The sequence below is a fragment of the Sphingobacterium alkalisoli genome (assembly GCF_005049105.1).
GTDB classification, from domain to species: domain Bacteria; phylum Bacteroidota; class Bacteroidia; order Sphingobacteriales; family Sphingobacteriaceae; genus Sphingobacterium; species Sphingobacterium alkalisoli.
In genome coordinates this window covers 47,417-71,627 of record NZ_SUKA01000001.1, presented here as the reverse complement: position 1 = coordinate 71,627, position 24,211 = coordinate 47,417, and the positions used below count along the sequence as shown (strand labels likewise).

Genomic DNA, 24,211 nt, shown 5'->3' with positions numbered 1-24,211 from the left:
TCGACAAAAGGCTTATAACGATACAAGTCAAGCACGGAGGCTTGACTTGTATCAATTATTTCTAAAATATAAACTTGGTACTGACGAAATTAGAATTGTTGCTCTCAATGATATCATTGAGGAGCTTCTTGTTGTCGTCAGTGTACTTTGCTGCCACCAACGATCGTATAGAAAATGATCGGATGGCGTCAAACACTGAAAGTGTACCTTCCGCACTATCCTTTCTACCCGTGAACGGGAAACTATCTGGTCCACGTTGGCATTGACAGTTGATATTCACGCGGCTTACCTGATTTACCAAGGGATCGATCAATGATGAAATAATCGCCGCATTCCGACTGAATATACTTACCTGTTGTCCATGGGGTGAGCTAATCAGATATTCTATAGGCTCTTCAAGATCATCAAAAGGCACGACAGGAATCAATGGTCCGAATTGCTCTTCCCGATACAGCTTCATCTTATCGTTTACAGGATATAAAATAGCAGGATAAACAAAGGATTCTAATGTTTGTCCACCGTTCTCGTTGATTACTTTAGCACCATTTGCCACCGCATCTGTGATGCATTCCTGCAAATATGTAGGCTTATTAGGCTCTGGAAGTGGCGTAAGCGACACCCCGCTTTCCCACGGCATTCCAAATTTTAGTTTGGAGACCTCTTCAGAGAGCTTTTTTAAGAACTCCTGAGCCAAGCTGCGGTGTACGTATACTATCTTGATAGCCGTGCAACGTTGCCCGTTGAATGACAAAGAGCCCAGTACCGTTTCCTTTACCGCTAGGTCAAGATCAACATCCTTTGTAATAATAGCTGCATTTTTAGCATCTAAGCCTAATATAGCACGAAGTCTATTTACTTTCGGATGCAGTTTCTTAAGCTCATTTGCAACTTTACTGCTACCGATTAAGGTTAAAACGTTGATCTTCCCAGATTCCATTAGTGCGGGAATAATCTTATTACCTCTACCGTAGATGGTGTTGATTACGCCTTTTGGAAAACTAGATTGAAACGCTTCCAGTAAGGGGTAATGTAATAATGTACCATGTTTTGGTGGTTTAAACAACAGCGTATTACCCATAATCAAGGCCGGAATCAACGTCGTAAATGTTTCATTCAAGGGATAGTTGAACGGTCCCATACATAATACGACACCCAGTGGCGAACGACGGATTTGAGCGATAATACCCTGTTCTATTTCGAAACGGGAAGATTGTCTATCCAGATCTTTTAAAGAATCGATAGTAGCGTAAATATATTCCACTGTTCGATCAAATTCTTTGATCGAATCGGCATATGATTTTCCGATTTCCCACATGATCAATTTGACAACAACATCTTTTTTGTCGATCATTTTATTGGTGAAATCTTCGACACATTTAATGCGCTCGGCCACAGACATCGTAGGCCATTTTCCGCGACCATTGTCGTATGCCGCCACAGCAGCACTTAATGCTTCTTCTGATTCTTTTTCCGTACATACCGGATAGCTACCAATACGTTTACGAACCAAGCCGTCTTTCGTTTTTATGCAAACGGGTGAGAAAACTTCACTGACAGACCCATCCCAGGTTTTCATTTCGCCATTTGATAGAAATGTGCGCTGGTCGATCTGCTCTTCCAAGAGATACTCTTTGGGGATGTCTTTTTCTTCCCAAAAGAGATTGTCTAAATTTAAGCTCATAATAAGTTTAGTTGTTTGATGATTGTATGCTCAAGTTAACAAGGTGCTCGACAGGTGATATGTTGAGCACCTTGTTGTATTATTTGTAAAAATTGAAATAGTTTCTTGCGTTTTTATAGCAGATATCTTCTACAAGCTTCCCAATCCATTCCATATCATGTGGTAATTCGCCGTTTACCACGTCTTCCGCGAAAAGATTACAAACTAACCTTCTGAAATATTCATGTCTAGGAAACGAAAGGAAACTTCGGGAATCCGTAAGCATGCCAACAAGCCGGCTCAATAAACCCATATTCGAAAGAGTATTCATTTGTTTGATCATGCCGTCTTTTTGGTCGAGAAACCACCAGGCTGATCCAAACTGAACCTTGCCGGCCACCGATCCGTCGTTAAAGTTACCGATCATCGTAGCGATCAATTCGTTGTCCGCCGGATTAAGATTGTAGATAATCGTCTTTGTAAGTTTATCCTGTGTGTCCAATCTGTTTAAGAATTTGGATAATGCTCTTGCCTGGCTAAAATCCCCAATCGAGTCAAAACCCGTATCCGGACCTAATTTGGTCAATAGTCTGGTGTTGTTATTTCGAAGTGCACCAAGATGATACTGCTGTACCCATCCTTTTTCATGATCCCATTCCGCAAAATAGATCAACATGGCAGATTTAAACTTGAGGTTTTCCGAATAACTGATTTCCTGATTTGTGCGGATTTTGCTGAAAATAGCCGTGATTTCGTCTTTCGTATAATCTTCTGCATAGATTTGTTCTAGTCCATGATCAGATACTGAACAGCCATTGGCTGCAAAGAAATCGTGACGTTGTTTGAGCGCGCTCAAATACTCATCCAGTGAACCTATGGAAGTATTGGTAACCTGTTCTAATTTTGCAATGTATGCATTCAAATCCGCTATATTGTCGGAGTTCATCGCCTTGTCCGGACGAAAAGCAGGTAACATTTTTAGCGTAGCCCCCTCCTTAGCAAATTGCTGATGATATACCAACGAGTCAATCGGATCATCTGTTGTACAAACGACTTCGACGTTCATTTTTTGCAATAGACCACGTACACCATATTCGGATGTACGGAGTTTCGCAGAAGCTTCGTCGTAGATATCTTTAGCCGTATCTCCGTTTAGTAGGGTGCTAATTCCAAAATAACGTTGCAATTCAAGGTGTGTCCAATGATACAAGGGGTTCCGCATCGTATACGGCACAGTTTCTGCCCATTTTTGAAACTTTTCAAAGTCAGTGGCATCTCCAGTGATATATCGCTCATTAACCCCATTTGTTCGCATTGCCCGCCATTTATAATGATCACCATATAACCACACTTGTGTCAGATTTTCAAAATTGATGTTGTTAGCTATCTGATCAGGAATCAAATGGTTATGGTAATCTATAATAGGTTGATTTTTAGCATAGGTGTGATATAATTCTTCTGCTACTTTACTCTGTAGCAAGAAATTATCGTCTAAAAAATTCTTCATGTTCAATAGTTTTTATAATTATAAACTCACTCCTCTTTTCCAAGGGATGAAGTCGTCCTGATTTAATAATACTGCTTTTGGTGTAATTTCGCCACTAGCCGCTTTGATGCAGTAAGCTAAGATATCCTCTCCCATTTGTTCGATGGTTTTTTCACCATCGATTACGGGTCCTGTGTCGATATCGATAATGTCGCTCATTCGACGGGTCAGCTCTTTATTGGTTGATACTTTGATCGTTGGGCAGATCGGATTTCCCGTGGGGGTACCCAATCCAGTTGTAAATAAAATGAGTGTCGCACCAGATGCCGCCTTGCCGGTGGTAGCTTCTACATCGTTTCCAGGCGTACATACTAAATTTAATCCAGGCTTAATTGCCTGTTCTGTATAATCCAATACATCTTCGACTGGAGAGGTACCTCCTTTTTTTGCCGCGCCATTACTTTTTATCGCATCTGTGATCAACCCGTCTTTGATGTTTCCGGGTGAAGGGTTCATGTGGAAGCCTGACCCAGCCTGTTCGGCTGCAGCGCTATAGGCTCCCATCAATTTGATAAACTTTTTTGCTGCTTGCTCATCTTTTGTGCGGTCAATAAGCTGTTGCTCGGCGCCGCACAATTCCGGAAATTCGGCCAATAAAACCGTACCACCTAAACCGACTAATAAATCGGAGGTATATCCGACGGCTGGATTGGCGCTGATACCACTAAAACCGTCGCTTCCGCCACATTTAACACCCAATACCAGTTTACTGATTGGTGCCGGGCTGCGTGCTAATTTGTTCGCTTCAATCAAGCCTGCGAAAGTCTGTTTTATAGCCTCTTTGATGAGTTGCTCTTCGCTTTGAGATTGTTGTTGTTCGAAAATAAAGAGGGGTTTATCAAAACCGGGGTTACGTTCCAATAGATCTTTTTGAAAATCCGCAACCTGTAAGTTTTGACAGCCTAGGCTTAATACAGTCACTCCTGCCACATTGGGGTGGTCCGCATAGGCTGCTAGTAATTTACTGAGTACCGCTGCATCCTGACGGATACCGCCACAACCACCCTGATGATTAAGAAATTTGATGCCGTCGATGTTTTTAAAATATCGTTCGCTTGGTGCCGTACTATCCGCAGAAAAGTCAACGTTGGTGATATCTTCACCCTGCTCATAATATCTGATCAGACTGTGTGTGAAGCGCTTGTACTTATCAGTTACCGTATATCCCAGCTCATTATGCATTGCCTCCTTTATGACGTCCAGATTTCTGTTTTCACAGAAGACCGTCGGTACAAAAAGCCAGTAATTCGCTGTGCCCACGCGGCCATCGCTGCGCCAATATCCATTGAACGTACTGCCTGCAAATTTGGACACATCTGGAGCCTGCCAATCGTATTGATACGGACGATAGGTATAGGGTTCTACTGCATGTTTGGTGTTCTGTGTATTCATGATGCTACCGACCGGAATGGGATATTGTGCCTTTCCAACCAATACACCATACATATAAATCTCGTCTTGCAAGTTCATGTCCTGCGTAAAAAATTTATGTTTAGCAGGAATATCTTCTGTCAGGGTATAAACCTTGTCCTCAAAGGTGATGGTCTCCCCTTGTTTCAAATCCTGAAGAGCAACCAGTACATTGTCTTTAGGATGTATACGTAATACGCGTGATTTCATCTTATACCGCGGTTTTATTATTTTTCTTAATTGCGTTAACTTGCACTTGCACTTCTTCTGAAAATCCCGGGAACGACGTTAAATCGATACCCCAAATTCCTTGATCAGCTAAAATGCGTTCGACAGCTGTGTCTTTATTTTGCCAATGATCATATAGTTTTTCTGCTTGATCATCCTGGAGGGCAAACGAATTGTCTTCCATTTTTGTGAAGAACTTATCGTCCATTTTCTTGGTGTCCATAAGTGCAATATATGCCGCGAATCCAGTTGCAATATGCTTCGGTACATCATCTGATTTACTATACCATTTTTCAACAATGGGAACATTTCGCAACACCATTTTTGACGTATAGTTTAAGGAGATGGATTCCCATCGATGTGCCAAGAAAGGATTGCTAAAGCGATCGATTACACTGTTTGCAAAATCATTGATATCATCACGGGTTATTTCATCCGATTCGATAGCCGCACCGATCTCCTTAAATGCCAGTTCTTCGATAAACTTTTTGAAAGAAGCATTTTCCATGGCTTCCTTTACGGTTACAAAACCTTGTAGCAGAGCGTATGCACAGGTAAAGGTATGTGAGCCGTTTAATAAGCGAAGCTTAAGCTCTTTGAATTTATAGACGGATGAGGTAATGACTACACCAGCATCTACCGTCGCAAAGCTCAGAATTTCTTTCACTTTTGGATCGCTGGCTTCAATGGCCCATAAGGTGAAGGGTTCCGCCATAATCATAAGGTCATCCTTGTACCCTAAACTCTCGTCGACAAACTTCCCAGGTACAATGCGGTCAACCAGCGTATTACAAAACGTATTAGCAGCTTTTAGCCAATGAATAAACGCATCTTCTAGATTGTTTTTTTGCGCTAGGGAAATGGTATATTTTTTTAGTACATCGCCATTGTTAGAAATAAGCTCCGTTGGTAAAATAATTAATCCTTTGGTCAAATCTCCGCCAAACGCGTTGTAGCGCGCATATAAGTACGATAGCAGTTTGCCGGGAAATGACGTCGGTGGGGCATCGTTAATATTATCATTGCTTTCCACGATTCCCGCTTCGGTGGTATTCGAAATAATCACTTCAATAGCTGGACTGGCTGCAGTCGTTAGTATTTCATTCCATTCTTCTCGCGCGGATAGCACACGACTGATAGAAGCATTGATGATATTCTCTTCAACAATCTCTCCTTTGCTGATCCCCTTAATACAGGTCGTGTATAGATTGTCCTGATCCTTAAAAGCGTCTACGCCACCCGAAGAAGTAGATTTAACAACGATAATTCGGCCATTAAAAATCCCCTTTTTATTTGCTTTGTCAACAAAATAGTCGGGCAGGCCGCGCAATAGCACGCCCGTACCAAATTGGATTATTTTTTCAGGAAGATTTAGAATCTTTTCAGTTGGTTTCTCAACTGCAGCATTTGTTATTGAAACTAGATTTTTATGATTTAAATACATAGAGACATTATATTGGATATACAATGCTAACCAATTTTATTAGAAGTTCGAAGTGATTTTTACGCAAACGATAGCGAAGGAATTGTGTTAGGTATAAGGAGGTTGAATTTGACGTTACCGTTTAATTTGGCTATTTTTATCCAAACATCGGGTGCGATGCGATATTGATAGAGACAAGTACATCGGTGCGAATGTCCTAGAAGCAACGCGAGCACCATAAAAGTATAGATGCTCGTTATAAGGGAGAAATATTCCACGGCCGTTAAAAGGTAAACCGAAGTTTATTTAAAAAGGGTTAAACCGTCATTTCGATCGGAACATAATGGAATCGAGAATCTAACGTAATTGATGAATAACCGAGCTTGCGAGCTCACGAAATAATGAATTAATATGAAACAGTTAATCAGTATATTATTTACCGCGCTATTCATGCAAGGACTTAGCGCACAACAGAAGTCATTGGATAAGTTATGGGAATCGAAAGATCAATTACCTGTTCCGGAATCCGTGCTATTTGTTCCCGAGAAAAATGAATTATACGTTTCCTTAATCGATGGAGAGGGAACAGCGAAAGATGGCCAAGGAGGTGTCGCGATTTTAAACCTTGACGGGTCGCTTAAGCAAGTAGATTGGATAACTGGGCTAAATGCCCCCAAAGGTCTGGCTTTGTACCGCGATCTGTTGTACATTGCAGATATTAGTTCCGTTGTGGTCGTCGATGTCATCAGCGGAAATATAATAAATGAAATTGAGATAGCAGAATCGACCTTCTTAAATGATGTAACCGTGGATGATAATGGTGTCGTATACGTTTCTGATACCCGACAAAACAAAATATTCCAAATCAAGGGATTTAAATATACCTTATATATGGAAAATGTTCCGTCGGTAAATGGACTCAAATTTTTAGATAACAGCTTATATGCGCTGGCTGGACCGGAGTTGTGGAAGATAGATTCCAATAAAAATAAGACGGTTGTTGCTACTGGATTTGAGAAGGGTGGAGATGGACTAGAACCTGTAGGAAATGGCGATTTTTTAGTTACCTGCTGGCCAGGTATCGTTTATTATGTGCGTGCAGACGGATCTTTTCAGAAAATGATGGATGTACAGGGAAGCATGAATACAGCCGACCTCGGATATAACCCCAAGGAGAAGATTCTGTATATCCCTACCTTTAATAGTAATAGCGTGATCGCCTATAAACTTAAGTAGAAGGATGTCAACATAAAAAGGAGCATTATTTAGAAAATAATGCTCCTTTTTATGTTTACTTTTGTTTTATCAATTAAGAGGCTATGCAGATCGATCAACTTTACAATATTTATAAGGCGTTTCCCAAAGTCACTACAGATACGCGTAATATAGCAGCAGATAGTATTTTCTTTGCCTTAAAGGGAGCTAACTTTAATGGCAATGCATTTGCCGAGCAGGCCTTAGCTGCTGGAGCACGGTATGTCGTGATAGATGAACCCCTGTACGATAAAGGAGATGATTATATTATCGTGAAGGATGTACTTTCTACACTTCAAGATCTTGCGAAATATCACCGCTCGCAGCTAAATATTCCGGTTATCGGTATCACCGGAACAAATGGTAAAACAACAACGAAAGAGCTATTGTATGCAGTCCTGTCTCAGAAGTATAACACCTTTTCGACGCAAGGCAATTTAAATAATCATATTGGGGTACCCTTAAGCCTTCTTTCCATAGATAGCAGGCATGAGGTGGCTATTATAGAAATGGGCGCAAATCATGTGGGAGAGATTGCCTTGTTAAGTGACATTGCACGCCCCACGCATGGAATCATCACTAATGTTGGAAAAGCGCATTTGGAAGGTTTTGGCTCCTTCGAAGGCGTTAAAAAGGCGAAAGGAGAATTATATGATTTTCTTCAGGAATCCGGGGGTATTCTCTTTTTACAGAGCGACAACACTGAATTGCTGGAAATGGTAAATACGAGGACCTTTAATAAAATCGTGCGCTATGGTTTTTCCGGTCAAAATGATGTAATCGGGAAGCTGTTACATGCTAACCCCTACCTTTCCATCAGTTGGAAAATGAAGGATACAACCCCAATTTATGAAGTATCTACCAGTCTCACAGGATCGTATAATAGCGAGAATATCTTGGCCGCTATTGCAGTGGGGTTACATTTTGATGTATCTCCCATTTCTATTAATATGGGGGTCGAGGGGTATGTTCCGAAAAATAATCGTTCGCAGATTACGAAAACAACCAAGAACACGGTCATTGCGGATTTCTACAATGCAAATGCGAGTAGTATGTCCGCAGCTCTGGATAATATGAAGGTATTGGAAGCGGATCGTAAGGTCGTGATATTAGGTGATATGTTTGAAATGGGTGACGATACATATGCAGAGCATCAAAAAATTATTACACAGGCAAAGTCTTTGCGTGTCGATCGACTTATCTTTGTAGGAGAAGCCTTCTATGCTCAAAAGGAACCCGAAGGGGAATACTACCAAACTACCGAAGAAGCAAAGGCGGCAGTCTCGACTATTGCGGAGAGTTTTATCTTACTGAAGGCTTCGCGAGGGATGGCTTTCGAAAAATTATTGGAACTACTTTAAGTCTTTGTTTTCAATTGGGGTAACAGACGGTAAGGATAAATTAAACTTGACCGACAATATCCGAATTAAAAATACCAGCGCTGCACTAAAAAAGGCATTTGTACCATTATCCACATGGAAGTTATGTAAGAGGACAAAGAGAAAGGCTCCCGATAAACACGCTGTAGCATAAATCTCTTTACGCAATATCAATGGTGTTACATTCATTAATACATCGCGTATCACGCCGCCCATTGCTGCCGAAAACATACCCAGTATTATTGCGGCTATGTCGCTGCTACCGTAGGATAATGATTTTTGGACACCCACCACGGTAAAGAAACCGATACCGATCGCGTCAAATAAAGATAATGTGCGCGCCAGTTTGTCTAAGTGCTTGTTGGCTACTATTGAAATAAATACACCTATAAAGATCGCAATCAGGTAATTTCCATCTTCGACCCATACCGGCCTAATATTCAGGAATATGTCGCGCAAAGATCCGCCGCCGATTGCCGTTACAAATCCGGTAAAAGTAGCACCGAAAATGTCAATGCCGTTGCGATTTGCAGCCATAGCTCCCGAGATGGCGAAAACCATTGTACCTAAAAGGTCGCTATAATATATAATTTCCATTTGTTAACGACGTGTTCCTACGCACAATAATACGTAAAAACCGTCGTTTCGCCTAGAACAAGACCAAAAGTGGCGTCTGGATCGTCTTATTTCTCTTTGATTTCTGTAAAGCCTCCAATTCCTGTTGATATCTTTTGTGGATTTCTTGGTACTCTGGAGAGTCGTATGCTTCCGTTATCTTATTTATTTTGTTCTTAAATTCAGGAGATTCGTAATAGGCTGCAAGGTTTTTCGCCTTCGTTTCTATTTCCGCTATTTTCTCTTTGAACTCTGGCGATTCAACGTAGTTTTCGATATCCTTTGCCCTTGATTCTATCTTCGCGATCTTTTGTTTAAATTCTCGTGAATCAAAGTATTTTTCTATTTTTTTAGCTTCTAATTCTATTTTGGCAATTTTTCCCTGAAACTCTGGCGAGTTTACGTATTTCTCTACATCTTTTGCATGCGCTTCTATATTGGAGATCTTTTGTTTGAACTCCGGCGATTCGAAATACTTTTCGATTTCCTTAGCATTGGCTTCTATTTTAGCGATCTGGGCTTTGAATTGCGGAGAATTGTGGTATTGTTCCATCTCTTCGGCATTTTCCGCTATTCTCGACATGTGGGCTTTAAGGTCCGTATCGTCGCAGACTCCATTCAAACTATCAGGTCTGTTATCCGAGTGATAAATTACCGTTGATTCCCCCGACATAGTGCGGGCTATAGGAGTTCTTTCCGGCACGGCGATCGTATCCGAATCGGACGCGAATGTCAGCACTTCCCGTATTTCTGTTTCTATGTCTATGGTTGCTTGTGTTTCTATTTCCGTTTTCTCGTTCTTTGCCACATCCTTTTTATTGCTGTTCGGCGCAATCCAGGCTACAGTGACAAAAGTAAATAAGGTCAATGCGATGGCAAGCAGCTGTTGCTTCACATTGGGATAGTTTTTTTCCATGTTCGTTATTCTTTTTATACGTTTTAATAAATAATGTGTATTTCCTGTAGCCGCCATAGACATCGCTGGAGCTTGTTGCATTCTGAGTGTTTCTAGGTGGAGTAATGCTTTCGCATAGGCCAGCGGTGTATGCGTAGAATCGACGACTAAATCATCGCAAGCGTGTTCGCGTTCGATGTGCATAAACCTGGAGGTAAGCCACACAAAAGGATTGAAAAATAACATTGTTTCCACACACACTTTGATTAGGTTAATTAGATAATCATTTCGGCGGATATGTGCCAATTCATGTAAAAGTATGGCTTCTACTTGTTCCGTGTTAAGGTGGTTGATAAGTGCAATTGGAAATAATATTACTGGTTTGAAATAACCAATCGCCAAGGGTACACTTACGCTTGTTGAAAGATAAAAACCTATTGACTTAGAAATGTCCAATTTCTTTGCGGCTTTTTTAAAAAGGACGGCCCATTCGGCAGGGACAGGAGCAATGTTATGCTTACGGATATTTTTGAGCTTTAAATAGCCTTTCAGCAGAAAAGCCGTCTGAAAGATCATCCCCAGGATGTATATCGCAACGATAAAGGGGAAAATGTTTTCTGTAGCGAATTGCCCTTTTTGAAATTCTTTTAAGAGCACAACATAGTCCTGTTCGTTAAATTTAACACCGGGATTGCTTTGTGCGACAGGTAAAGTGAACGTCGAAATAACGGTAAAAATAAAAGCTGTCAATGTTGCCAGTAAAGTACCGAAGGCGATATTGTGTTTTATTCTTGGACTCGCCTTAGGCATCAAGGTAAATAGTCCAAACAATATCAAATAAAGTATTGCTCCTTGCCAGAGGGAGTGTACGATACTCCATCCGAGGGCCTTGACTAGATTTTGAATAATAGCTTCCATAGTCTTTTATTTTTCAAGTTTTTCCAGGTATTCTTTTATTAAATCGATTTCTTCCCTACTCGCACTTTTATTACCCAAAGCCTGCATCACTAATCGTGCTGTAGATCCGTTGTAAACGGTATCTATCATCTTGTTCAGAAAGTGCTGTTGTGTATTCTCTTTATTAAGCAACGCTTTATAGATGTGCGTTTTTGAGGAGGTGTTTCTGTCAACCATTCCTTTCTCGAGCATGATCTGCATGATTTTCAGGATGGTGGTATATCCGATGTCTTTTTTGTTTAGTTCTTCGAATACTTCACGCACGGTACATTCCCCTCTTTTCCAAAGAACTTGCAAAATTTCCATTTCGCCTTCGGTAGGCTTCATTAATTGTTCGTTCATATCTTCTACGAATTGTTTCGTAATCAAATGTACGAAGTAATTCGTAGAATCAAAATAAAATTTAAAATATTTTAAATTTTAGCCCTATAATACCCTTTTATTCTATCTGTTTGATTAGTCTTTTGATCGTACTGACCATTCTCTTTCTATCGGTTTTCCTATTCATATCGATGCCGTAGAATTTGTTTTCCTTTTCAGTAGGATAGATGGAGAGATAATGTAAACCACCTATCATTAAAGCCAAAAGCGGAGGTACATCCATTTTGAAGTTGTGCTGATTAACAAATTTATCGATCATCTTGCACATATTTTTCTGCCTATCGTACGCAACCTTTTTGAGCGCTTCGTCGCCCTCGCTTAGCTCCCATACTAATAGCCGTTTCAGTATATCCTTTTCATGAATAGAGGCCAGCTGATCCGTAAGTATCTCTTTGACCTTTTCTTTGTTGACCTCTTCAGGGATTTCCCTTTTTGATTCCCAAAAGTCATATTTTCGAAGGTATTCGTTTTGTAACCCCTTCAAGTCTCCAAAATGGAAATAAACCAGTTTTTTATCTACCTTCGAAGCCTCGCAAATTGTATTTACCTTTAATTCTGTAAATCCTTTATCGATAAGCACTGTTTCTACCGCATTTAATAGTTTTGATTTAGTGATTAAAGATTTTTTCGTTTTTTTATTTTCAGTCATGTGTTATTTTCGGCCTACTAATAACAGTATAATGTTTTATGATTTGTACGCTCGCGTGGTTTAAGGAGTAATCTCCTTATAGTAATCGATAGATACCAAAATGGTGAGTTTTCGTACCTGATCACTGGACTGCGGTCGCATCAACTAAAACAACGGAGATTTTCCTAAAAACGTGGATCTTGTATGTTTTTTAATGTGGTGGAGGAGAGCTTTCTGAGATGTAGTGGTCATATGCAAGGTATTGTTAGTTTTGACTAAAATAGGATATTTTTATTGGCTTTCTAAACGATTTGAAAGATTTTTTTTACACGATTTGTTTTTATCATGCTAAATGATAGGTTCAAGGCCATTTCCCCTATTTAATCCTAAATAGAGGGTGCTGTGAGGAAGTGTGATGCTTTTCCATCATATCTTCCATTTTTTTGACCTGATCCGGAAACTCATTAGCAAGATCTTTTGTTTCACCAATATCGGTACTTAAATCGTAAAGTTCTGTACGTTGAGGTTCCTTACCTTTGTAAAAACGTATTGCTTTCCAATTACCCATCCGTAATGCTTGTTTAAATCCACCTTCATTGAATTCCCAGTAAAGTGTTTCATGCTGTGCTTGATTTTTTCCACCAGTCAAATCTGCAGCAAACGATATTCCGTCGATATTAGCAGTAGCATTACCCCCTGCGAGCTCCGTAAATGTGGGTAAGATATCCCAGAACGCACCAATATGATTGCTCGTTGTTGCGGCACTAATCTTCTTCGGCCAGCGGGCAATAAACGGAATCCTTATTCCGCCTTCATACAGATCGCGTTTGATTCCCCGCAATGGTCCACTGCTTCGAAATACATCTGTTGCATCTGCTAATGTCCGGCCACCCTCTTGGTGAGTACCGTTATCACTCGTGAAGATCACAAGCGTATTCTCTGCGATGCCTAATTCATCTAACTTGTTCAAAATCCAACCCGTATAATCGTCTACACTAGAGACCATTGCCGCATAAGCTGCTTTAGGAAAAGATTGAGGTCCATAATGTAAACCGCTTGGTTGCGCTTTTTCCGACGGGAAAATACTATTTCCTTTCGCATCTAGGTATTGATCTAAATAGCGGTGTTGTACCGCCAACTCGGCATGCGGTAGTGTAAAAGCAACATATAGAAAAAAAGGTGTATTTTGGTTGATATCTATAAAATTGAGTGCCTGTTGCGCAAACCACTCATTGACGTAGGTTCCTTTTTCTAGGGCTACTTTTGTGCTATTTCCATTCTGGTATGTCCACACCGAATCTTTGCGCTGAAAATGTCCTTCAACATGGTGCAGGAAACCACTGAAAAAGTCCCAACCCTTCTTCTCGGGAGCCCCTTCGGTGCCTGCCAGTCCCAACCCCCATTTACCCATCATACCCGTGGTATAACCTGATTGTTTTAGCATCTCGGGCAGGATAGTGTCCTCTCTCCTCAAAGGGATCTCTCCGTTGCCTCTGATATATCCGCGACCGGTATGTCTTCCGGTCATTAAGCTTGCTCTGGACGGGGCGCAAACAGTGCTTCCAGCATAAAACTGTGTGTAAGATTTCCCTTCTGCAGCAAGCTTATCCAATACAGGAGTTTTAATGTTTGTTTGACCATAGGCTCCAATATCTCCATAGCCGAGATCATCGGCCAGAATGAAGATAATGTTTGGCCGTTGTTGCTGTCCTATGGCAATAAGGAAAGGGGTCAATAGGAATAAAGCCAATAGCGATAGTCTCATAGTTTAGCGAATATATTTGAACCTAAAGATATAAAACAAAAGAAAATCTTCACTAGTGGATTTGCAAACAAACGTTTGTTTAATTTAGTAGAAGAATTTTACATTTGTTCTTAATAAATAACAGTTCAATTCACCCATTAACAAAAAAATATATAAGTTGTCACGTTTCATCGGCTTTAGTTGTCCGTAAGAAAAAGAATATAATGGACGAAACATACCGCAAACTACTTACATACGCTTACAATATCGTCGGATCTTATGAGGATGCAGAAGATCTGGTACAGGATACCCTCGAAAAATACATTGCTGTTGATAAATCTAAGATAGAAAATGAGCGCAATTATCTCATCCGTACTGTCATCAATCTTTCCATCAACTTTAAGAAGAGAAATAAACGTACCGCTAAATATGGTGTATGGTTGCCCGAGCCTGTTGCTACGGACAACCCCGCTTCGAAACTGCTCAAAGAACATACTGCGAACTATACGTTGCTGGTATTGATGGAAAAATTGAATGCAAGGGAACGAGCAGTTTTTATACTCAAAGAAGGATTTGATTACACGCATGAGGAGATTTCCAATTTACTTGAAATCAGTATAGCGAATTCCAGGCAACTACTGACTCGAGCCAAAAAAGCAATGTGCCGGGCGCCGTTCAAGATAAGACAGCAACCAGACGAGCTGCTAGCCCGCTATATCAACGCAATCGTACATGCCGACATTCGTAGTTTAGAAGAACTATTGGTCGATGATATCAGAATAATGGCAGATGGTGGACAGAAAGTCAATGTGGTAAAGGATATTGAGGTAGGTCGTGAAGCAACAGCAAAACTTCTTCAATATGTGTACGGGATGTTTCTCGAAGCAAAGGATTATTCATTTGCCATAGTCAACCATCAGCCGGCCGTATGCTTTTATAAAAATAATAAACTCTATAACTGTCAGATATTTTCTGTCAGTCCATCTGGTCATATAGAAAATATATATTCCATCGTAGATCCGGACAAATTATCACATTTCCAAAATAATTTAGAATAGTGTCACATTCAGATAGTACTTGTTGTCTTGTAAACAAAAAACGTATTTATGAAAACATTACTACGAATCGATGCAAGTATACGCACAGACGGCTCTTATAGTAGATCAATGGGTGATTTTTTAGAACAACGATGGAAGAAAAAATATACTCATGGAAACGTAATCTACCGTGATCTACGAATTCTGGATATACCCGATCTTCATCAGGAATTAACTACAGCATTTTTTGCCAAGGATAGAGAGGTGGCCATTCTAGACCTATCCAATGCTCTCGTTGATGAAATTAAAGCAAGTGATTATCTACTCATCACCTGCCCGATGTATAACCTCATGATCCCTTCCCGTCTAAAAGCATATATTGATCATATTGTACGGGTCAATGAAACATTTAGATATACAGAAGAAGGCACGCATCAAGGATTACTTGTTAACAAGAAGGCATTTGTAATTACGGCTAGGGGAGGCCAAAAAGACCCTACCGAGCACATCGATATATTTGGAAGATACTTAACGGATATTTTGGCGTTTATGGGCATTAGCCACAGCTATTTATTTGAAATAGAAGGCACGGCCAACCCATTAACGACGCCAACCAATCTAGCCTCTATTTATCAGGAAATCAAAACAGCACTCATCTAAAATTATAATGACGACAATGAACTGTAGCATAGCGATTATACAGGCTATACATACCTTCGTAAATGCCGCCGATACACGTAATACCTCCGTATTAGCCGCCGTAATGCACGATGCATACCAAAATATACAAGATGGATTTTTTGAACAGAAGGGAATATTTATCTTTTCCAAGACACGTTACATCGAACTGATTGAGACAAAACGATTCGGGGGTTCACCACGTACGATTAAGATCGAGTCTATAGACGAAAGGGGCAACATCGCCATCGCCAAGGTTATACTGGAGAGCGAATTGCTGTGCTTTTCATCTAATATCACGTTGGTAAACGAAAATTCCGAATGGAAGGTTCTGTATAATGTACCCAACATTCGGAAAAAGTCGTAGTGATAACCTTGTCCCTATAAGGTTTTAATCAGGGATTCACCATTCAACAATCTTTTATAACGAATCAATGCTTCTACATAATAGTAATCAGCATATGTTAGCGGAACGTCTACCTCCGAATTAAGAGGAATAATAACTGCTACAGGGCTAGTCGGCCCTTTAGCAGCTATGTACCCACTATTTTATATTGACCATTTATCAGCACCTTTATATTGCCCTTCGGTCCCCGAATCTTGTAATCCAACACCTTCCCTGCTTTCCACCGGATATCGATTTCAAAATTTCCGCGGGCTTTCAATCCTCGTACCTCGCCGTCGTGCCATTGTTTTGGCAACGCAGGCAGAAGGTGAATATAACCATTATGGCTCTGCAAGAGCATTTCAGCAATACCTGCACTTCCGCCGAAGTTGCCGTCTATCTGAAAAGGTGGATGGGCACAGAAAAGGTTAGGATAGGTTCCTGCTCCAACACCTTTATAGGCAACTTGATCTGTATGAGCAGGCTTTAAAAGCTGGCGTAATATTTCCAACGCATGATCTCCATCCTGCAAACGAGCCCAAAATAGAATCTTCCATGCGCGCGACCATCCCGTACCTTGATCCCCCCGTATGGTAAGAGTTTTGCGAGCCGCGTCCGCCCATATTGGTGTGGTTTGCGGAGAAATAAACGGAGCCGGATATAAACCGTATAAATGGGAAACATGCCGATGTTGCGGTTCTATTTCTTCATAATCCTTCAGCCACTCCATGACACGACCATTTGAGCTGATCACAACAGGCGGAGGTATCTGGGTCAGCTTAGATTTTAACGCTGCTACAAAACGATCTTCTTTTTGTAAGATGGAATCTGCTTGAATTAAAGAAAGATACAGTTCACGTACAATCTGGTTGTCGATCGTTGGACCCATTACTACAGAAGCCACCTTTCCATTAGGTAGGCGAAAAGCGTTTTCTGGAGAAACAGATGGTGCGGTTACGAGCCATCCTGTAGCGGGATCTCTAATCAGCGTTGCATCATAGAATACCGCTGCATCTTTTAAAATCGGGTAAATATCGTTCAAATAGCTGGTATCTTGTGTAAATTGGTAATGTTCCCATAGATGATTGCACAGCCAACCTGAAGCTGTGCTCGCCCCCCATGAAGCGTGTTCGCCGGGAGCCGTATAGCCCCATACATTAGTCATCATGTAAACCACCCAGCCCGGCGCATTGTAATATGCCTGTGCCGTTTGTTTACCTTGTCGCGCCAATGCTTTGATCAGTCGAATAAATGGCATATGGTATTCGCTTAAATTTCCCACCTCGACACCCCAGTGGTTCATCTGCGCATTAATATTTAAATGATAATCACCATTCCAGGGAGTCTGAATTTGATGTGCCCATAGCCCCTGCAAATTGGGCGGCAATGCTCGTTCACCGTCAGGAGCCGTACTGGACAATGTTAAATAGCGCCCGAATTGAAAATACAAGGCAGCCATAGCCGGATCTTGATGTGGATCCGTGAAAAAATTCGTGATACGTTTATCCGTAGGTAATTCACTGTTTTTTCCAGTAGCAAGTTGCAGATGAACGCGGTCAAATTTTGCACGATAATTTTTCACATGTTCGGCGTAAAGTCTTTTTTCGGAGATCGTGGCAACTTTGCTTATCTCGTCCTGAGCTTGTTTTTCGGGGTCAATACCATAGTAGCTCGTGCTTGCCGCAATATATATGACTACATCACCCCTGGCTTGAACCGTCAACTCCTTTCCTTTCTTTTCAATGCGCAGGTCTTTTCCTTTCACCTTTACTATTCCCGCGAAGCGTAAATTTTTTCCTCCCTTTCCGTCCGGCAGTGATCCGTTGATTAGCAGGCCATCCGAAGTGATGCGATAGTCATCAACATTTTCTGGTCTATCCAGCCTCAAGGAAAAACGCAACGTGTTTTTTTTGTTGGCATGCAAGGCAATTACCCCCACATTAGGACCAAATGCCGTATAATATCTACGTTTATATTCGACGCCCTTCGCTGTAAACTCCGTTACGGCGGTAGCAGTCTCCAAATCCAAGCTTCGTCGATAGTTTGAAATGTGATCAAGAGAATCAAACTTCAACTGCAGGTTGCCAAACAACTGATAACAACCATAGGGTACGTTTGCCCCGTTCCCATGACCAGATCCCTTACCATTTGTCACAAATGTTTGGTTGACTAATTTTTCTGCTTCATCATTTTTATCTGCAAGGAGAAGGGCTTGAATACGTTCCACTTTGCGATAAGCTTCTGGGTCATTCGGATCCTCCGGACTTCCCGACCACATACTGATTTCATTCAGTACAATGGTTTCGTCTATTACCTTTCCGTCGGGCATCATACCGATCTTCCCATTTCCCAATGGAAGAGTGGCTTCCCAAATGCTGGCGGGTTTGTCGTACCAAAGTTTTAGACTACTGTCTTGGGCATTGCAATTGGAATATCGAATAAAACAAAGCCCGATAGAAATGAAAGAATAAAGTCCAATTGCACGGCAGCGAAAATGTACGAGGTTAACAGAAAAAAAACGAATATTGATCATCTTAGGTCTAGCTTATGTGTTTATATCTAAAGATATAAAACAAAATAAAAACTTACATTAACTGTTTTACAAACAAACGTTTGCGTAATGTCCAAAAGATAAAAATACACAAGAAAAGATGCAATCGGTTGATGTCGGATAAGTTTTGGAACTCATCTTTAAACTAGTTATCATTGATAAATTTAAACTCGGAAATACTATAATCCAGCAGCGATTTTGAATAATCCATGGATGACACCATAACTGTTTTTATTAAAATAGATCTATTGCGGTTTGTAATATCCTGTCTTTCTTGCTTTTAACATCTTCGATGGTCTGTTCTACATAAATGTCGGGAACAATTCCTATTCCTTGGGTTTCTCCGAAATCGGGATAATAGATACCCGTTCCAGAAAATGCAGTTTTAAAACCAAATGGTAGCGGGATCGAAGAGAAATTTCCATCTGCTCCTGCGCTGTTTCTCCCAATTACCACTGTGCCTGGGATGGTCTGGAAGGCCATCGTCTGGAACTCAGCAGCACTCTGTGAGCCCTCGTCTATTAATATGACCACCTTGCCTTTAAAATGATTAGGGTTGTAATTACCAATGGCGCTTGAACGCTTTATAGCAAATTCGCCCGGGGAAAGACCTTTGTTATTTGAAATCCTAACAAAGGTTTTTTTTTCCGGAAATAGATAATCTGAAAATAACTGGTGCATCTCTTCCGCTGGATACTGCCTATAATCTAATATTAGGCCTTCTTTACCTTCCATCAAATTAAGGAACGGCTCGAGATCTTTTTCTTTGAATTTTCCAGGCTGGACATACCCTATACGGTTATTTATAATCTGAAAAGGTGGCGAGCTTTTTTCTGGGACTGATCGGATAGAATCTAGATTTAATGTATGGATGCTAATGAAACTTTCAATGTCATTTCTTGAAAATTTGATTTTCAGTTGATCTTCATTCGTTTGGAAAAGAATCGGCTCCATATATTTTAAAGCTGTTTTTTCATTCGAAGCGGCTATATAAGGGCGTCTGGATCGAATATATTCAACGATGGGGATGTCATTAACTTCATATATAACATCTCCAACTAACAGACCTTTTTCACGGTCCAGGCTATCGACTCCCAACGCCGCAACAACTGCCTTGTCATTAATAATCTTAATCTTAAACCCGACACCGTTATTCCCGAATACAGTTGTATTATAATAAGTCGAAAGAGTAGCAAAAGCATGACCATCGTTTATTTTAGAAAACAATTTTAGATAAGCACTATCTATAGCCGAGAAGGTATTGGCACGATGGAAAACCGGTATGAATTCTTCCAAGACCCCGTCCCAGGGCTGTTCTGTCAAATAGCGGTAAGGAAAGAAATACTGAATGATATTCCAGTAACGAAATAATCCCAGCAGTCTAATACCAATATCATCCACACTTGCCTTTGTGTATGAAAACTCTTTGATGTCCGGGTGATCTGGGCCTGCAAAATACGCTATATATCTATGTTGATCAGGAGGTTCAACTTCCGACAATTGTAAAAGTATCTTTTTCAGTTTATCGGAATAATCTAATTGCGCGATCCAGGTCAAATCTGTTCTCAGTTTCAGTTCGTTTTTTTCATTGTGATCTTGTTTATTGTTTAATCTAGATGGTATTTCGCCAAATTTGTGGATCCAGTTAATGAATTCAATTTCCTGTTGTTCTTCTGATTGAAGGGATAAAATCTTAGGAAGAAATTTAAACAATTCGGCATCCATGTTCCATTTTCCCTCAGCTACGGAAGGATGGAAATATTTGATTGTTCCCCAGACCAGCGCAACATCTTTTAAAAGTTTTTGATTCTGGTCGTTTAGTTCGAAAGGGGATAAACGGGAACTTGACCTGTAAATAGAATCCGCAGTGGATTCAAAGACCGGAGCTTGCTTATAGTTTTTGTAATCAACAAACAAGCGCAATTCGTTGAACCATGCTGTGCCACTTCCGATCAAATATAATCCTATACTTATCTTATCGGTCTCTTCAGGAGCGAGCTCCAATGTGATGCTGTAATCTTTCCAGTCACGGGTGCCATTAATTTTTAGGTCTTCCAAATTTTTAAAATCAACCTTATGATGGACATGGCCATAGATCCCGACCTGCCCTTCTTCCGAAACATTTTCAGTTCTTATTTTAGCAACGAAAGTGAGGGATTTCCCTGCTAAATTATCGGGAATATCGAAAACTAATACACCTGCTCCTGAATTCACCTCAGCTACGGACTTTATTTTCAAAGGGGGGGTACCCGACGCTAATTGACTGGTGTCCATCCCGATATCGTAACCCTCGCTATTAACGATATGCCAGCCAATTGGGAGATTATTTTTAGTTTGTTTAAAATCCAGATTGTAGTCTCTTTGGGAAACTTGAGCTAAAGCAGCTGTGTTAAAAAACACGACAAATAATAGAAGTTGTAATACTACCTTCATGATATAATCTTTATGTTGGAACTAATCTATATCGAAATATTTATACACCTCATAAGCTCCTTCGTTATTTATCATTTTTTAACGTTTCAACAGAATATCGGGAGTCTGTATCTTATCCGTATTTTATCCATAAAAACGGATTGAAAAGCAGTTGGTATTCTATCCCTTTAACTGAACGCTGGATTTTTTTAACGGGTTCTTCTCTTGTGATGTGGGGATTGTCCTCTATATTAGAGTACTAAAGTAGAAGTTTCTCCCACAGTTTCTTCGATAGGTTCAGCATCGTGGGCGTAAACTATAACTCTAAACCGCGACATAAAATTGTTAATATTGTCGTAACTAATAACCGCTAAATCCATGATGCAAAACAGCAAATAGATGCCATCTTATCATTATTAACTGAAAACGGTTATTCTTTGTTCGATACCGAGCTGCTTATTCTTTTTTTATATGTAAAAACGTTTTAGTATCTTTATTTCAGACAGTTATATTCAATTATGATTCAGCTAGCCCCAGCCAAGATAGATGATTTGATTTTTTATATTTGTTCATCTTGATTCCGTCCATTGAAGTTTTTAGTATTCGTTAAAAAAGAGAAGGACGATTAATACTTAGCATGACCGTACACTTTTCAAATATTAAGAAGTTGACCATATTACAAATTAATACTTGCAATAGCGTTGTTCGTGCTGTTAGCAAACGACAATTGATGGTGCTGCTGTATTTTATATTTGCCCATAAACTTTATGCCCAGCACGATGTGCAACTGCATACAGATAGGACATATTATTTTCCAGGTGACACGGTGTGGTATAAAGCTAACCTCATTTATAAAGGCAGCCCCGACACCACCATACGAAATCTCGCCATGGTCATCGGCCGGCCGGACAAAGATATCCTTGAGCAACAGCTAAGGCCTGTTGTAGGAGGTTCGACCTTTGGGCAATATATTATACCGGATGATTATAAAGACCATGAGCTCTATTTCAACCTGTACACTAAACGAAAAGAGCACGAACTATTCGTATCCAAGATAGGCGTCTTTCAGAAGAAGGAAGTCGTATCAGACAGTAAACCTGCTGTTGCGGTATTTATAGAAGGAGGGGGAATCTTTAGCGGACTTTCTAACAGCGCGACTTTTCGGTGGAATGTGCGTACCGAGATCAATGCTGTACTAGCAGACGAGACGGGAACAGAAGTAGCCGCTTTTACAACCGATACCCTGGGCAGGGCATCCGTGGAGTTCAGGGCAGAAAAGTCTCCTTTGTTCCTACGTTGGTCCCATCAGGGCACGAATTATGAGCAAGCTCTCTCGGATAGTCCTTATGGCGCACGTATGTGGCTTGAACAAGCTGATGACACTACCCTGATCATTATCGAAAACCCGTCTAGATTCAGAAATGCGACCTTGCTATTCAGTCCGGAACCGGGTACCACATGGCATAAAAACCTGCCTTTTGGACTAAATAATGTGATCAGCTTCTCCCTTGAAGAACTGCTAGGGGGTAGCTATTCCGGAGACTTCGTGCTGCAAGAACAAGACTCTGTGCTTGCCACGATGCGGCTTGACCGCTTTAATCCCATTCAGCCACAGTTGTCCTTCGAACAGGTTTCCTTTGACCGATTTGGCGAGAACAGCTTCGATATCCTGATCCCGGACTATAATGAATGGAATCTGTCTGTTTCTGTGCACGACGGCCTGTTGCCAAGCGGTTCGAATGATCCGGCACGCCATAAATTTGCCACTTGCGGCCGATACCGCTATTCCTACCCCAAGCCTGGCCCCGCTGATTCCATTAATGATGCCTTTCTCTCGCTGAAAGGCCGGATAAAGATGCCGCCCAAAGAATGGGAGAAGTTTTGGGGTCTGCGCCACAAAAGGCAGCAGGGCCTTGAAAGAGAAGATAAGACCGTGAAAGGGGCTTCATTTGGTTACCGGCTATTGACCGAAGCGGATTTCCGCTATGAGGAGGTGCAGTACGATACTCTGGGCAACCTGCTCCTGCGTGACATCGTTTTCTATGACATGCTGCAGACCCGGGTGGTACAGATCGACGAACGCCTCAAAACCATTGCGCATGAGATCGAATGGAGCTTTTCCAACTTTGAGCCAGTCGACCGAATGGTTGTCCCGGATTTTGAAGCGGGAACGGATCTGTCACACGTCTACATCGGAAAATTTGATCCCCATTACTACATACTTCCCTCGGGGGAACGTGCCATCAAAGAAGTTGGTATTCCCCGAAAGAAGGTCGACGCCCGGATCCAGAAGATGCAGGCACAATTCTCCCGGGGCTGGTTCGACCGCGAATCGGTGATGGATATTGATCTTCTCCACGAAGGTATACCTGGTTATGTGTTTACTTTAGAGGAACTGACTGAATACCTAAAAAACAAATATCCGATAATACGAGGTCTAGGGCCTTTGATATTGGCGAACAATATACATGATAGGGATAAGACATGGACAGGTGGAGATATGCCGTTGGATGTTACGGAGATTGTCTTTGCAAGGGTGTACGAAAAGTATATCCAACATCCTTCAGGAGGAGGAGCCATTATGTACTACACCTCGGGCGTCAATGCAAGGAACAAGGATATTGGTGTGGCGAAAATATCACTTTCCAACGTGGCTGGCTATAGTGGTTTTCATGATTTCCACCACAAAAAGTACAACAGAGACAGCTTGCCGGCTTATGACGATCGGCAGACCCTATACTGGAATCCTGATGTACAGATCAAGGGCAACGTGAAGTTTCCCGTTAGGTTCCACAACAACACCCTGTCGGATTCGTATATTATTACGGTTCAGGGTGTATCACGAACGGGAAGAACCATTCGATTCAGTAAACGAGTTACAAAAGCAGATTTAGATACTTCCTTATTAGAAAGAAAAAAATAATAGCGTATTTGTAGTTTTAGTAGATGACTATTTCTGAAAATACAAAATAGATTATCAGATATTCCAAAGTTTGTGTCTTTTATGCATAATAAAAATATACATGTA

The 24,211-nt window shown here is 41.0% G+C and carries 17 protein-coding genes and 1 pseudogene; 6 read left to right on the top strand and 12 right to left on the bottom strand.

What is annotated here, in order from left to right; translation table 11 throughout:
* Positions 1-61: 61 nt before the first annotated feature.
* The 4 genes from FAZ19_RS00295 to FAZ19_RS00280 form a co-directional block, all read right to left on the bottom strand.
* A complete protein-coding gene (locus FAZ19_RS00295; RefSeq protein WP_136818607.1) occupies positions 62-1,681 on the bottom strand; it encodes an NADP-dependent glyceraldehyde-3-phosphate dehydrogenase in 1,620 nt (539 codons plus the stop codon).
* Positions 1,682-1,760: 79 nt separating this feature from the next.
* Positions 1,761-3,167 (bottom strand): glucuronate isomerase, encoded by a 1,407-nt coding sequence (gene uxaC, locus FAZ19_RS00290; protein WP_136818606.1) that lies wholly within the window; start codon positions 3,165-3,167, stop codon positions 1,761-1,763.
* 18 nt (positions 3,168-3,185) lie between these two features.
* The gene (locus FAZ19_RS00285) at positions 3,186-4,826 is read right to left on the bottom strand and encodes a UxaA family hydrolase (RefSeq protein WP_136818605.1); all 1,641 of its coding nucleotides are present in this window, start codon (positions 4,824-4,826) and stop codon (positions 3,186-3,188) included.
* 1 nt (position 4,827) lies between these two features.
* A complete protein-coding gene (locus FAZ19_RS00280; protein ID WP_136818604.1) occupies positions 4,828-6,288 on the bottom strand; it encodes a tagaturonate reductase in 1,461 nt (486 codons plus the stop codon).
* A gap of 390 nt (positions 6,289-6,678) precedes the next feature.
* Here FAZ19_RS00280 and FAZ19_RS00275 point away from each other — a divergent pair, with 390 nt between their 5' ends.
* Positions 6,679-7,503 carry an SMP-30/gluconolactonase/LRE family protein gene (locus FAZ19_RS00275; RefSeq protein WP_136818603.1) on the top strand — a complete coding sequence of 275 codons (825 nt, stop codon included), beginning with the start codon at positions 6,679-6,681 and terminating at the stop codon, positions 7,501-7,503.
* Positions 7,504-7,586: 83 nt separating this feature from the next.
* Positions 7,587-8,882 carry a UDP-N-acetylmuramoyl-tripeptide--D-alanyl-D-alanine ligase gene (locus FAZ19_RS00270; protein ID WP_136818602.1) on the top strand — a complete coding sequence of 432 codons (1,296 nt, stop codon included), beginning with the start codon at positions 7,587-7,589 and terminating at the stop codon, positions 8,880-8,882.
* Here FAZ19_RS00270 and FAZ19_RS00265 read toward each other — a convergent pair.
* The 5 genes from FAZ19_RS00265 to FAZ19_RS00245 form a co-directional block, all read right to left on the bottom strand.
* Positions 8,874-9,497, bottom strand: a complete 624-nt coding sequence (locus FAZ19_RS00265) for a trimeric intracellular cation channel family protein (RefSeq protein ID WP_136818601.1) — start codon at positions 9,495-9,497, stop codon at positions 8,874-8,876. The two genes, FAZ19_RS00270 and FAZ19_RS00265, sit on opposite strands and share 9 nt — an antisense overlap.
* A gap of 52 nt (positions 9,498-9,549) precedes the next feature.
* Positions 9,550-11,328 carry a M56 family metallopeptidase gene (locus FAZ19_RS00260; protein ID WP_136818600.1) on the bottom strand — a complete coding sequence of 593 codons (1,779 nt, stop codon included), beginning with the start codon at positions 11,326-11,328 and terminating at the stop codon, positions 9,550-9,552.
* A gap of 6 nt (positions 11,329-11,334) precedes the next feature.
* Positions 11,335-11,709 (bottom strand): BlaI/MecI/CopY family transcriptional regulator, encoded by a 375-nt coding sequence (locus FAZ19_RS00255; RefSeq protein WP_136818599.1) that lies wholly within the window; start codon positions 11,707-11,709, stop codon positions 11,335-11,337.
* 97 nt (positions 11,710-11,806) lie between these two features.
* Positions 11,807-12,397, bottom strand: a complete 591-nt coding sequence (locus FAZ19_RS00250) for a TetR/AcrR family transcriptional regulator (RefSeq protein WP_136818598.1) — start codon at positions 12,395-12,397, stop codon at positions 11,807-11,809.
* 355 nt (positions 12,398-12,752) lie between these two features.
* Complete coding sequence (locus FAZ19_RS00245) at positions 12,753-14,141, bottom strand: arylsulfatase (protein WP_136818597.1); 1,389 nt, start codon at positions 14,139-14,141, stop codon at positions 12,753-12,755.
* A 203-nt stretch (positions 14,142-14,344) separates the two neighbouring features.
* On the opposite strand from FAZ19_RS00245, the gene FAZ19_RS00240 reads away from it, so the two are divergent.
* Genes FAZ19_RS00240 through FAZ19_RS00230 form a run of 3 tightly spaced genes read left to right on the top strand, consistent with a single transcriptional unit; the run spans position 14,345 to position 16,202 of the window.
* Positions 14,345-15,178, top strand: a complete 834-nt coding sequence (locus FAZ19_RS00240; protein ID WP_136818596.1) for a sigma-70 family RNA polymerase sigma factor — start codon at positions 14,345-14,347, stop codon at positions 15,176-15,178.
* Positions 15,179-15,226: 48 nt separating this feature from the next.
* Complete coding sequence (locus tag FAZ19_RS00235) at positions 15,227-15,817, top strand: FMN-dependent NADH-azoreductase (RefSeq protein ID WP_136818595.1); 591 nt, start codon at positions 15,227-15,229, stop codon at positions 15,815-15,817.
* A 16-nt stretch (positions 15,818-15,833) separates the two neighbouring features.
* Complete coding sequence (locus FAZ19_RS00230; protein WP_169305524.1) at positions 15,834-16,202, top strand: nuclear transport factor 2 family protein; 369 nt, start codon at positions 15,834-15,836, stop codon at positions 16,200-16,202.
* 14 nt (positions 16,203-16,216) lie between these two features.
* Here FAZ19_RS00230 and FAZ19_RS24425 read toward each other — a convergent pair.
* The 3 genes and pseudogenes from FAZ19_RS24425 to FAZ19_RS00215 form a co-directional block, all read right to left on the bottom strand.
* Positions 16,217-16,333: pseudogene (locus FAZ19_RS24425) on the bottom strand (glucuronyl hydrolase); the annotation flags it as partial.
* Between the two features lie 35 nt (positions 16,334-16,368).
* Positions 16,369-18,753 carry a glycoside hydrolase family 95 protein gene (locus tag FAZ19_RS00220; RefSeq protein WP_136818593.1) on the bottom strand — a complete coding sequence of 795 codons (2,385 nt, stop codon included), beginning with the start codon at positions 18,751-18,753 and terminating at the stop codon, positions 16,369-16,371.
* Positions 18,754-19,005: 252 nt separating this feature from the next.
* Positions 19,006-21,204, bottom strand: coding sequence for a S41 family peptidase (locus FAZ19_RS00215; protein WP_136818592.1), 2,199 nt, complete (start codon positions 21,202-21,204; stop codon positions 19,006-19,008).
* Between the two features lie 616 nt (positions 21,205-21,820).
* Between FAZ19_RS00215 and FAZ19_RS00210 the strand changes: the two genes are divergently transcribed.
* Entirely contained in the window at positions 21,821-24,106 is a 2,286-nt protein-coding gene (locus FAZ19_RS00210; protein ID WP_136818591.1) for a hypothetical protein, read from the top strand.
* The last annotated feature ends 105 nt before the right edge of the window (positions 24,107-24,211 follow it).